Raw genomic sequence first — 12,101 nt, 5'->3', positions numbered from 1 at the left:
CGAAGGGGCACCTGCGCGACAGGCTCGACGAGATGCAGCACCGCGCCGACCTCTACGACCTGATCGATTACGAGCAGTACAACCACTTCGACTCGAGCATCTTCAACTTCACTGTCTCTGCACCCATCACGAAGGAGTGAGCATGGCCGACACCGACATCAAGAAGGGGCTTGCCGGCGTCGTCGTTGACTACACGGCAGTCAGCAAGGTCAACCCCGACAGCAACAGCCTGCTCTACCGCGGATACCCGGTTCAGGAGCTCGCCGCCACACAGCCTGTCGAAGCCGTCGCGCACCTGCTGTGGACCGGCGAGCTGCCCTCAGACGAGCAGCTTGCCACTCTGCGCAAGACGGAGCGCGAGAACCGCGCACTGCAGCCCGACGTGAGGGCCGCGATCGATCTCATCCCGCTCGATGCTCATCCGATGGATGAGGTGCGCACAGCCGTCAGTGTCATCGGGGCGCGTGAGACCCGCGGCATCGTGAATGTCATGGACGCGGTGGGCACTCCGCAGCAGAACCTCGAGCGCAGCATCCGTCTCTTCGGCGAACTTCCGGCGATCGTCGCCTACGGGCAGCGGCGCCGCCACGGGCTCGAGCCGGTCGAAGCTCGCGACGATCTGGACTACGCCGCGAACTTCCTCTGGCTGACTTTCGGTGAAGAAGCGGACGAGGTCGTCGTCGAAGCGTTCAACCGCTCGATGATCCTGTACGCCGAGCACTCATTCAATGCGTCGACATTCACTGCCCGCGTCATCACCTCGACCCTCAGCGACCTTTACTCCGCCGTGGTCGGTGCGATCGGCGCGTTGAAGGGACCCCTGCACGGTGGCGCGAACGAGGCAGTGCTGCACATCTTCGACGAGATCGGCTCGGCCGAGAACGTGTCAGCGTGGCTCGACACGGCTCTCGCCGAGAAGCGCAAGATCATGGGCTTCGGGCATCGCGTGTACAAGCGCGGTGACTCGCGCGTTCCCACCATGAAGGCGGCGCTCGACACCCTTGTCGCCCACTACGACCGCCCGGATGTCGCAGCCCTCTACGACGCCCTCGAATCGGAGTTCGTGGCGCGTAAGGGCATCTACCCGAACCTCGACTACCCGTCGGGTCCGGCCTACAGCCTGATCGGCTTCGACACGCTGACCTTCACGCCGCTGTTCGTCGCTGCCCGCGTTGTGGGCTGGACCTCACACATCATGGAGCAGCAGGCCTCGAACGCGCTCATCCGGCCGCTGTCGGCCTACAACGGCCCCGATGAGCGCCACATCGAGGGCTACGTGCCCGACCCCTCCGCGATCAACGTGCAAGAGCGCCCGGAGGAGGCCGCCGAGTGACCACCGCCGTCATCGTCGACGTCGTCCGGACGCCCTCCGGTCGGGGCAAGCCCGGAGGCGCGCTCTCCGGTGTGCATCCCGTCGACCTCGCAGCCGGCACGCTGACCGCGATCCTCGAGCGCAACGGGCTCGAGTCGCGCCAGATCGATGACGTCCTGATGGGGTGCGTCAGTCAGGTCGGCGACCAGGCCGCCAACATCGCTCGTCAGGCTGTTCTTGCGGCGGGCTTCGACGAGTCGGTGCCGGCCGCGACGATCGACCGGCAGTGCGGCTCGAGCCAGCAGGCTGTGCACTTCGCGGCCCACGGGATCATTGCCGGTGCCTATGACGTCGTGATCGCGGCGGGAGTCGAGTCGATGAGCCGCGTCCCGCTGGGCTCGGCTGGTGCCGGCGGTGCGGATGCCGACGGCATCCGTCGCCGCTACCCTGAGGGCCTCGTGAACCAGGGCGTCTCCGCGGAACTTATCGCGGCGCGGTGGGGCCTCGGACGAGATGAGCTCGACGCGTATGCTGCCCAGTCGCACCGACGGGCCGCCGAAGCCGCGGCGGCAGGCCGTTTCGCGGCCGACGTGCTGCCGGTCGTCACGCCGGGCGGGCTCGTGGACGCCGACGAGACGATTCGAGCCGGCACGTCCGCCGAACAGCTGGCGAGCCTTGCGCCGGCGTTCCGCACACCGGAACTCGCCGAGCGCTTTCCCGACGTCGACTGGCGGATCACCGCGGGAAACTCGTCGCCGCTGACGGATGCCGCCTCAGCAGCGCTCATTATGAGTGAGGAACGCGCGAATGCGCTGGGCCTGACGCCTCGCGCCCGCTTCCACGCCTTTGCCGTGGTCGGCGATGACCCGATCATGATGCTCACCGCACCGATCCCGGCAACCCGGAGGATCCTCGACCGGGCAGGGCTCACGATCGATGACCTCGACGCCTACGAGGTGAACGAGGCTTTCGCGTCAGTACCACTTGCGTGGCAGCGGGAACTCGGCGCCGATCCCGACAAACTCAACCCGTGGGGCGGCGCGATCGCGCTCGGGCATGCGGTCGGCGCATCCGGAACCCGCCTGCTCGGGACCCTCCTGGCTTCGCTCGAACACAGCGGCGGACGCTACGGACTGCAGACGATGTGCGAAGGCGGCGGGATGGCGAACGCCACCATCATCGAGCGGCTGTAGCCAACCGACAATCGGTTGGCGACACCGCCTGTGGATTCGGCAGGATCGATCCGGCCGGCACGCCCCAGCGACACCGAAGAAGGAGAGCGAACGTGACCGAGAACACCGGTGATTTCCAGACGATCTTGGTCGACACGCGCGGTCGCGTGGGCTGGATCCAGCTGAACAGGCCCGAGGCGCTCAATGCGCTGAACTCGACCCTCGCCACCGAGCTTGGCGCGGCAGTGGCAGCTCTCGATGCCGACGAGCAGATCGGATGCATCGTGCTGACCGGTTCGGAGCGCGCCTTTGCCGCGGGAGCCGACATCAAGGAGATGGCTGACAAGACGGTGCGCGACATGACAGTCGACAGCCCCTTTGTCGGCCTCGAGGCCCTTGGCCGGGCCCGCACACCGATCGTCGCCGCCGTTTCGGGCTTCGCACTCGGAGGCGGGTGCGAGCTCGCGATGAGTTGCGACATCATCCTCGCCGCCGACACCGCGAAGTTCGGGCAGCCGGAGATCACCCTGGGAGTCATTCCGGGCCTGGGCGGCACGCAGCGCCTGACCCGCGCGATCGGCTACTACAAGGCCGCCGAGCTTGTCCTGACGGGGCGCATGATGGATGCCGTCGAGGCCGAGCGCGCGGGCCTCGTATCCCGAGTGGTTGCGGCCGCAGATCTTGCCGACGAGGCGATGGCGGTCGCCGAGTCGATCGCCGCGAAGTCACTGCCCGTGGCCTACGCGGCCAAGGAAGCCCTGCGCGCCTCACAGGAGAGCGGACTTGCCGAGGGGCTGAGGTTCGAACGGCAGGCGTTTGCCGCACTGTTCGCCCTCGACGACCAGAAGGAAGGGATGGCCGCTTTCCGCGAGAAGCGCGCCCCCCGATTCACCGGCCGGTGACCGATTCACCCGCACGGATTCGCCCTGGGCTGGCGCGACCATAGACTCGATGCAAGAAGGAGGAGCGCGATGAGGATTCTCGTCCTGGTGAAAGAGGTCCCCGACACGTGGGGGGATCGAGTACTGAATCTCGAGACGGGACTGGCCGATCGAGGCGCAAGCGATGCCGTCATCGACGAGATCGGTGAGCGCTCGCTCGAGGTCGCGCTCTCGTACGCGGACGCCAACCCCGGCACCGAGGTCGTCGTCGTGATGATGGCGCCGGAGTCGGCAACCGGATCGGTGCGCAAGGCGCTCGCTATGGGGGCAGCATCCGCCGTGCACGTCGTCGATGACGCGCTGCTGGGTGCCGATCTGGGGCTCACCGCACAGACCCTGGCCGCCGCGATCTCACGGGCCGGGTTCGACCTCGTGATCACGGGAAACCAGTCCACCGACGGATCGGGTGGGGTCATGGCGGCGATGCTCGCCGAACTGCTGGATGTGCCGAGCATCACGAGCATGAACTCCGTGACCATCACCGAATCTGAGGTCTCGGGTGAGCGGTCGGTCGACGGTGGGTCGATGACGGCATCCGCTGCTCTTCCCGCCGTGATCTCGATCACCGAACGGCTGCCCGATGCGCGGTTCCCGAACTTCAAGGGGATCATGGCGGCCAAGAAGAAGCCGGTCGACACGGTCTCACTCGCTGACCTCGGCGTCACCGCCGATGACCCGGATGCTGCTCGCTCGATCATGATCGCGGTGGCGCAGAAGCCGCCGCGGGCGGCGGGCGTGAAGGTCGTCGACGAGGGCGATGCGGGCGTGAAGCTCGCCGAGTTCCTGATCTCGAACCGGTTGGTCTAAGGGGCAGATGATGGTGGATATTGCAGCTGACGCTGTTCTGGTCGTTCTCGATGTCACGCCCGGTGGCACGCTCGCCGCAAGCGCGGCCGGCCTGCTGGGTGCTGCGGCCGGCGTGGGAACCCCCGTCGCTCTGATCGTCGGCGAGCACGCCGAGACCCTCGCGCCCACGGCCGCTGAACTCGGCGCCGCGCTGGTGCTCACCGCCACGCCAGAGGGCCAGGGGGCGGCGCTGGGTGTGCCGGCGACCGATGCGGTGGCTGCCGCCGCGGCGCTCGTGAATCCTGACGCCGTGCTGCTGTCGCACTCGATCGAGTCGCGCGAGACCGCGGGCCGGTACGCTGCCCGGTCTCGTTCGGCGCTCTGCGTGGATGCTGTCGGCGTGACCCGCGACGACGAGGGAATCGTGGCGCACCACTCCGTGTATGGCGGCGCTTACAACGTCGAGGCAGCGGCTACCTTCGGTGCTCCCGTCATCACGGTGCGCCAGGGCTCGATCGATGCGCGAGCGGAGGCTCAGCCGCTTGTCGCCGAGAAGCTCGAGGTGGCGGCATCCGGGCGCAAGGCCGCGACCATCGGGTCTGTCGAAGAGGTCGTCGTGACCTCGGCGCGGCCTGAGCTGCGTGGCGCCGCCAAGGTCGTCTCGGGCGGGCGTGGCCTCGGCTCGGAGGAGAAGTTCGCTCTCGTCGAGGAACTCGCCGACGTGCTCGGTGCCGCCGTCGGCGCGTCGCGTGCTGCGGTCGACGCCGGCTACATCGCCCAGTCCGCGCAGGTCGGTCAGACCGGTGTCTCGGTTGCTCCGCAGCTGTATGTCGCGCTCGGCATCTCCGGAGCGATCCAGCACAAGGCCGGCATGCAGACGGCCAAGACGATCGTCGCGATCAACAAGGATGCCGACGCCCCGATCTTCGAGATCGCCGATTTCGGCGTCGTCGGAGACCTCTTCACCGTCGTGCCGCAGTTGATCGAGACGCTGCAGGCGAAGAAGGCCTGAGCCCATGGCGACCTACGCGCGCACCCTGCGGCGCGGGCTGCCCCGCATCCCGGGCGGCGACCCCTGGCCGCCCGCCGGAGAGACGCCCGGCGGGGCGGCCGCGGAGTCCGCGGAAGCCCCCGCACCCTCCGCGGCCACGCCGGCTGCGGCATCCGTGCCTGCCGGCGGCTCACACGAGAGCGGCAGTTCTGCGCAGGAGCTGCGGGAAGATGCGCCGCAGTCGCACGAAACTGCCGCACCCGCAGGGGTCGCCGCAGCGACGGATGCCGCCACAGTCGCGCCGGCTTCACGGGCTGTGCGCCGGGGTCTGCCCCGCGTCCCCGGCGGCGAGCCGTGGCCGCCGGCCGCGCCGTCCCCCGAGCGCGGCACTTCTGTGCAAGCGCTGCGGGAAGATGCACAGCAGTCGCACGAAACTGCAGCACACACGGGAGTGACCGCCACGGCAGTGACGGATGCGGCATCCGGCGCCCCCGAGTCTCGCTTGCCGCAACACGCCGCGTCGGCGACGGACGAAGCGCGGTTTGCGGCAAACGAAGGTGCCGCGCGCCCCGTACGTCGGGGCCTGCCTCGTGTTCCGGGTGGCGAGCCGTGGCCGACCGCGGAGATGGTCGCGGCGATTGCAGCATCCAGCGCCGAGGCTCGGTTGCCCGAAAACGCCGGCTCCGACGACGACGCACGGCGTGTTGCGGCAAGCGAAGCGCACCCGGATGCCGCCCCTGCCGAGACCTCAGTGGTCAGTGCTCCGGCACATGACGTCAGCGTGCCGCTCCCGTTCACGCCGACGGTCTGGGAGGGGGCATCAGCCCGCACGCGCCCCGCGCCGCGGCCAGAGCCCGCCCGCGTCGGCCCGTTCACACGGGCGCAGTGGGCAGGCGCCGTCATCGTGGGCGGCCTCGGGCTGCTCTTCGCTGCGGGCATGGCGGTGCTTGCGGTGCGCTGGCTGCTCTCGCTTGATGGGATGCAGGACTTCCTTACGACCTACCCCGGCGAGTACCACCTGCCCGAGGGTGCGCCGGTGGGCTTCCCGGCGTGGCTCGGATGGCAGCACTTCTTCAACGTGTTCCTCATGGTGCTGATCATCCGGTCGGGTCTCACCATCCGCACCGAGAAGCGCCCGAGCGTGTTCTGGGCGCCGCGGAACAAGCCCAAGGGCAAGGTCAGCCTGACGATCTGGTTCCACCAAGCCCTCGACATCCTGTGGATCGTGAACGGCCTCATCTTCGTGGTACTGCTGTTCGTGACCGGGCAGTGGATGCGGATCGTTCCCACGAGCTGGGAAGTGTTCCCCAATGCCCTGTCGGCGGCGCTGCAGTACGTATCGCTGGATTGGCCGACCGAGAACGGATGGGTCAACTACAACTCACTGCAGCAGCTCGCCTACTTCACGACGGTGTTCATCGCAGCCCCGCTTGCGATCATCACCGGCGTGCGGATGAGCGGGATCTGGCCGAAGAACGCGAAGGCGCTGAACCGGGCCTACCCGGTCGAGTGGGCACGCACGGTGCACTTCCCCGTGATGCTGTACTTCGTCGCGTTCATCATCGTCCACGTCATCCTGGTCTTTGCGACCGGGGCCCTGCGCAACCTCAACCACATGTACGCAGCCACTGACGCCGAGAACTGGGTCGGTTTCTGGCTGTTCGTCCTGTCGATGATCGTGATTGCGGCAGCGTGGGTTGCGGCGCGCCCTCTCGTGCTGGCTCCGATCGCGCGCCTGTTCGGCACGGTGTCCAGCCGCTGACGGGGGCGGGTTCGGGCGGCATCCGTCAGGACCCGGCGAGCCCGGCCGGATGTCGGGGGTTATCCCCCCGTGATTCGACCGGCTGGCAGGGACGCGAAGAACGGATGCCGGAACCTACCGTGGAGGCATGACGACAACGTATTCGCCACCTCGGCCCGTCGCGACGCCCGCGCGCGTGGCTGGCGCGATCGCCCAGCTCGCCGCGCTCGGTGTGATCGGCCCCGGGGTGTTCGCCATTCTCATGACGCTTCTGGGTCTCGGCCTCGGGCTTCTGCCCGTGATCGGGATCGGGCTCCTCTTCCTGCTGGCCTTCGTGTACGTGCTGTTCGCGCTGAGTTGGCTCGAGAACGCGCGCATCGACGGGCTCTACCGCTTCGGACTTCCTGCGCGTCGCCCCCGCCGCAGCCCCAAGCCGGGATTCGGTGGCTTCCTCCACACGATTTGGCTGCAGTTCATCGACCCGGGCATGTGGCGCGCTGTGGCAAACGGCGCGATCGCCACCATCCTCGGCTGGATCGTGCTGAGCCTCGTCGGCGTCACGGCATCCGGTGTCGCGCTCGCGTTCTCGCCCCTGTACGCCGGAACAGCGGATGCCGTTCGCCTCGGCAGCACGTGGATCGATGTGTCCACGGCGTGGGCGGTCCCGGTCGGCATCGTCGTGTCGCTGCTGGCGCTGGCGACCATCGTGGGTCTTGCCATCTTGCACGGTGTGCTGGCCCGCGCGATCATGATCCCCTCGCGGGAAGCGCTTCTGGCTGAGCAGGCCCGGCAGTCCCAGGCGCAGCGTGCCGGGGCTGTGCGCGCCGCCGACGTCGAGCGCACCCGGATCGAACGTGACCTCCACGATGGCGTGCAGCCGCGGCTCGTGTCGGTGGGGATGACCCTGGGGCTGGCGCAGCAGAAGATCGACTCCGATCCCGCAGCCGCGAAGGAACTCATCTCCGAGGCCCACACGTCGACGAAGGCGGCGATCACGGAACTGCGGCAGCTGGCGCGCGGCATCCACACCTCCGTGCTCGACGACCGCGGACTGGATGCTGCGCTATCCGCCCTGGCTGCCCGGTCGCCCGTGCCCGTTGTGCTCGACGTGAGGATCACCGAGCGCTGCGCACCGACAGCGGAGGCCGCCGCCTACTTCGTGATCGCGGAAGCGCTCACCAACGCGGCAAAGCACTCGCGTGCGACCGAAGCGCGGGTGCTGGTGCGCCAGCGCGAGGGAGGAGTGCTCTGGGCCCGCGTCGAAGACAACGGCATCGGCGGTGCCCAGGTCATTCCCGGCGGGGGACTGGACGGCATTTCGAACCGTGCTCTCGGCGCCGGCGGCACCTTCTCCGTTGACAGTCCCGTCGGCGGCCCGACGACCGTGGAAGTGAGCCTGCCATGCGCATCGTGATCTGCGAAGACTCCGTCCTGCTGCGGGAGGGTCTGGTCCGCCTGCTCGAGGATGCCGGGCACGAGGTGGTCGCCGCTCTCGGCGACACCGACGGCCTGACCGACGCGGTAGCTGACCTCGACCCTCAGCTGTGCATCCTGGACGTTCGCCTTCCCCCGACCCGCACCGATGAAGGCATCCGTGCTGCAGTCAGCCTTCGCGCGTCGCGCCCCGATCTTCCCGTCCTGGTGCTCTCGCAGTATGTGGAGGAACGGTACGCGAGCGAGCTCATCGCCGGACGCGGCGGCGCCCTCGGCTATCTGCTGAAAGACCGGGTAGCCGACGTGGCCGAGTTCCTCGAGTCCGTCGACGACATCGCGGCAGGAGGGACTGTCTTCGACCCCGAGGTCGTCGCCCAGTTGCTGGGCAGGCGAGCCCGGGATGAGCGGATGCAGCGGCTGACCGACCGCGAGGCCACGGTGCTCGCACTCATCGCCGAAGGCAAGTCCAACCAGGCCATCGGGCGCACCCTCCACATCAGCGAGGGCAGCGTCGAAAAACACATCACGGCGGTTTTCCAGAAGCTCGAACTCGAGCAGGACGACTCCGGCAACCGGCGGGTGCTCGCGGCCCTCGCCCACATCGCTCACGGCGGGATGCCGCCCCAGACGGGAGAATTGTCATGACCACGAACCTCACACCGCCACCCGCTCCCACTTCGCCGCAAGGCCCCGATGCCCCGGCTCCCGGCTCCGAGCCCGCGTCTTCCGGACCACGCGGATCCTCCACCGTCGTCGCGATCCTGATCATCGTCCTTGGCGCGCTGATCGTGCTCGGCACGATCGTCGGTGCGGTGTTCAGCACGATCCGGGCAGCTGCCGTTTCCACTGCCTCGTCGACTGTCGCCGTGTCTGGAGTCGACGCGCTCTCGATTGAGTTGAACGCCGGGTCGTTGACCGTCGAGTACGCGGATGTCGACGAGGCAGAGCTCGAGGTCACCGCACCCTTCGGTGGTGATCGCTGGACGCTCGAGCGTGCCGGTGACACCCTCACGGTCGCCTCCCCGAGCTGGGAATGGGGGATGGGCTGGATCTTTGGCGGCAGCGGCCGCGCCGTGCTCGTCCTGCCTGACAGTCTCGAGGGCCTCGACGCCGACATGCAGATGGCGGCTGGGTCACTGCGCGCCGACGGCGACTTCGGTCTCGTCGACCTCACTGTCGGTGCGGGGGAGCTCACGCTCGACGGATCCGCCGAGGACGTGTCGGTCGACCTGTCTGCGGGGCGCGCAGTGCTCAACCTCGCGGATGTTGACACCGCGGACCTGACGGTCAGCGCCGGGTCGATGGATGCCGCGTTCAGTGGGGCTCAGCCCAGCGACATCCGTGCCGGAGTGAGCGCGGGTTCGCTCACCCTCGTCGTTCCCGACGGGGCGTACGACGTCACCTCTGATGTCTCAGCCGGCAACTTCCGCAATCAGCTCGGCAGCGACCCGGGCGCTGACAGCACGATCTCAGTGGAGGTCTCGGCCGGACAAGTGATGCTGCGCGCCGCACGCTGATGCGAAAAGCGACGGAGGGGTGGGGCTCAGAGCTTCGCCCCTCCGTCGCCGCCGCTGGCCTCCCGAGCCGCAGCGAGCCCCGCGGCGCGACCGGCGGCGTAGGACTCGGCGGCCCCGGTGTGGAACATGTCGTGCTCGCGTGCTCGGATGATCGAACGGGCACCGGGCAGCTCGAGCGAACCCACGAGGTCGCTTCGTCCCCGAATGACCGCAACCGGCGTGCGTCCGGTCTTTCCCTTCACAAGGTCGGCAGCTGCAGCGAGCTCGTCGGCGACGCACGGCATCGTCACCACGAGCGGCCGGCCCTCGGCATCCGTGCCGCCGCGCAGGTCGTCGAACACTCGGATGCCGGCCGCGCCGATCGCGGCATCCGTCTGGCCCTCGCGCCACGCGCGCCCGAGGGTGTCGCTGATGATGACGCCGATCTCGGCGCCGGTCACGTCGCGAAGCCCTGCGGCAAGGGCGCGGGCCGAGGCATCCGGATCGACAGGAAGCAACAACACCGTGCCGTCGGGTGTGTTGGACGCGTCGACGCCTGCGGCCGCCGCGATGATTCCCAGACGGTTCTCGACGATGCGGGTGGTATGACCGGATGCCGCGACCCGCGTGGCGACGACACGCACAGTCTCGGCGGTGATCGCTTCCTCGCGGTCGGCGGCGGCGACGAATCGATCTTCAGCCTTCGAGATGATCTTGGAGGTGACCACCAGGATGTCACCGTCGACAAGCGAGTCTCCGGCGGCGGCGCCGATCAGAGCGACGAGGTCATCTCCGGCGACGATCTCGCGAATGCCGTCGAGCGCCCAGATCTGCAGCATCGTCACGGACGTTCAGTTCGCGTCGAGCCGTCACCTCGGGCGGTCACCGGACGAAGCGCACCTCAGTCAGCGACTCGCCGAGGAACGCCTCGTCGTGGGTTGCTCCGTCCAGAGCGAAACCGTTTCGGGTGTAGAACCGATGTGCGCGGGGGTTATCAGCGGCGACCCACAGGTACACCCCTTCGCCCTCTTCGATCGCTGCGTCGAACAGGAGCTGGCCCACACCGGTGCCGTGGAACCGGTGCAGCAGATAGATGAAGTACAGCTCGCGCTCACGCGGAGCATCCTCGTCCCGGGCGGGCCCGGAACCGACGAAGCCGATGATCTCGCCGTCGACGAGCGCCGCGCTCATGCGGTATTCCTCACCCTGGGCTGCCCAGTGCGTCCACAGCTCGGCAAGTCTCTTCGGTGAGACGTTCTCGAGAGCTGCCCTGCTGATGAGGTGGTCGTAGGTCTCGTGCCAGCACGTCGCGTGGACGCGACCGAGTTCCTGTGCGTCGACATCGCGCACGGGCCTGACGATGACATCCGTCTGCGTTTCGGCGTTCATGGCCAGACTCTACGCGGGCGATCACGCGGAAAAGAAATCGGCGCAAAGCCGGGGCGGATGCGGCGGGTTTGTGCTGTGGAAATCCCACAACCGCGTACCCCGTCGATGCGTTCTCCCCTAGCATCGCCCCTCGTGAACGTGATGTGGCGAACGATGCTGGTGATCTGGCGAGCCCGGTGGCGCAAGCGCCGAGAGGGTCTGGTCTCACCCACGGGCGTTGCGCGGATTCGCTTGACGACGCTGCCGACAGATATCGACATCCTGCGCCACATGAACAACGGACGATATCTGTCGCTGTTCGACCTCGGCCGGTGGGACTTGCTGGTGCGCTCAGGCCTGCTCGACGCGATGCGGGAGCAGGGTTGGTATGCCGTGGTCTCGAGCGAGACCATCTCGTTCCGTAAGTCTCTCCAGCTGTGGCAGCGGTTTGACGTCGAGACACGCTTCATCGGTCACGACGATAAGGCGCTGTATCTGGAGCATCGCGCGGTCGTAAACGGCGAGATCTTCGCCCGCGCGATCATCCGGTCGCGGATGCTCAAGCGCGCGGGCGGCACGGTCAGCCACGACGAGTTCTTCGCCGCCGTTGGCCGCCCCGACGACACCCCGGACGTCTCGTCCTGGATCCACGACTGGGCAGCGGCATCTGCCCTCCCGCCCACCAAGGCCGAGGCACCCAGCATCTGGGCCTGATCGGGCTCGCGGACGCGGCGTCGCTAACTCCTCAGCCCCGGGCCTCATGGCGGGGTTTATTGCGTTCCGGATGCTGATTCGGGGCGGAGTTGCGGAGTTAGCCACACCCCGAGAAGACCGCCGCCGCGCAACCTGTTCTGCGGTGT

12 protein-coding genes are annotated in these 12,101 nt (G+C 68.1%); 10 read left to right on the top strand and 2 right to left on the bottom strand.

What is annotated here, in order from left to right:
- Nucleotides 1-142 precede the first annotated feature (142 nt).
- The 9 genes from B4F19_RS15310 (at nt 143) to B4F19_RS15270 (ending at nt 9,894) form a co-directional block, all read left to right on the top strand.
- Complete coding sequence (locus B4F19_RS15310) at nt 143-1,333, top strand: bifunctional 2-methylcitrate synthase/citrate synthase (RefSeq protein WP_292736082.1); 1,191 nt, start codon at nt 143-145, stop codon at nt 1,331-1,333.
- Nucleotides 1,330-2,505 (top strand): thiolase family protein, encoded by a 1,176-nt coding sequence (locus B4F19_RS15305; RefSeq protein WP_228178369.1) that lies wholly within the window; start codon nt 1,330-1,332, stop codon nt 2,503-2,505. Before B4F19_RS15310 ends, B4F19_RS15305 begins: the two co-directional genes overlap by 4 nt.
- Nucleotides 2,506-2,597: 92 nt before the next feature.
- On the top strand, nt 2,598-3,386 hold the full coding sequence (locus B4F19_RS15300; RefSeq protein WP_292726178.1) for an enoyl-CoA hydratase-related protein: 789 nt from the start codon (nt 2,598-2,600) through the stop codon (nt 3,384-3,386).
- Between the two features lie 69 nt (nt 3,387-3,455).
- Nucleotides 3,456-4,232, top strand: a complete 777-nt coding sequence (locus B4F19_RS15295; RefSeq protein ID WP_292726176.1) for an electron transfer flavoprotein subunit beta/FixA family protein — start codon at nt 3,456-3,458, stop codon at nt 4,230-4,232.
- Nucleotides 4,233-4,242: 10 nt separating this feature from the next.
- Nucleotides 4,243-5,223, top strand: coding sequence for an electron transfer flavoprotein subunit alpha/FixB family protein (locus tag B4F19_RS15290; RefSeq protein ID WP_292736080.1), 981 nt, complete (start codon nt 4,243-4,245; stop codon nt 5,221-5,223).
- Nucleotides 5,224-5,227: 4 nt separating this feature from the next.
- Nucleotides 5,228-6,964, top strand: coding sequence for a cytochrome b/b6 domain-containing protein (locus B4F19_RS15285; protein ID WP_292736077.1), 1,737 nt, complete (start codon nt 5,228-5,230; stop codon nt 6,962-6,964).
- 127 nt (nt 6,965-7,091) lie between these two features.
- Nucleotides 7,092-8,357 carry a sensor histidine kinase gene (locus B4F19_RS15280; RefSeq protein ID WP_228178374.1) on the top strand — a complete coding sequence of 422 codons (1,266 nt, stop codon included), beginning with the start codon at nt 7,092-7,094 and terminating at the stop codon, nt 8,355-8,357.
- Nucleotides 8,345-9,022, top strand: coding sequence for a response regulator transcription factor (locus tag B4F19_RS15275; RefSeq protein WP_228178375.1), 678 nt, complete (start codon nt 8,345-8,347; stop codon nt 9,020-9,022). The genes B4F19_RS15280 and B4F19_RS15275 overlap by 13 nt, the downstream gene beginning before the upstream one ends.
- A complete protein-coding gene (locus B4F19_RS15270) occupies nt 9,019-9,894 on the top strand; it encodes a hypothetical protein (RefSeq protein WP_292736073.1) in 876 nt (291 codons plus the stop codon). The genes B4F19_RS15275 and B4F19_RS15270 overlap by 4 nt, the downstream gene beginning before the upstream one ends.
- Nucleotides 9,895-9,920: 26 nt before the next feature.
- Here the strand turns inward: B4F19_RS15270 and cofE are convergent, their stop codons facing one another.
- Nucleotides 9,921-10,712, bottom strand: a complete 792-nt coding sequence (gene cofE / locus B4F19_RS15265) for a coenzyme F420-0:L-glutamate ligase (protein ID WP_292736085.1) — start codon at nt 10,710-10,712, stop codon at nt 9,921-9,923.
- Nucleotides 10,713-10,755: 43 nt separating this feature from the next.
- Nucleotides 10,756-11,262 (bottom strand): GNAT family N-acetyltransferase, encoded by a 507-nt coding sequence (locus B4F19_RS15260; RefSeq protein ID WP_292736070.1) that lies wholly within the window; start codon nt 11,260-11,262, stop codon nt 10,756-10,758.
- A 132-nt stretch (nt 11,263-11,394) separates the two neighbouring features.
- On the opposite strand from B4F19_RS15260, the gene B4F19_RS15255 reads away from it, so the two are divergent.
- A complete protein-coding gene (locus B4F19_RS15255) occupies nt 11,395-11,955 on the top strand; it encodes an acyl-CoA thioesterase (protein WP_228178378.1) in 561 nt (186 codons plus the stop codon).
- Nucleotides 11,956-12,101: the final 146 nt, after the last annotated feature.

The sequence above is a fragment of the Microbacterium sp. UBA1097 genome (genome assembly GCF_002313585.1).
Classification (GTDB): domain Bacteria; phylum Actinomycetota; class Actinomycetes; order Actinomycetales; family Microbacteriaceae; genus Microbacterium.
This window is presented reverse-complemented; position numbering and strand designations above follow the sequence as displayed.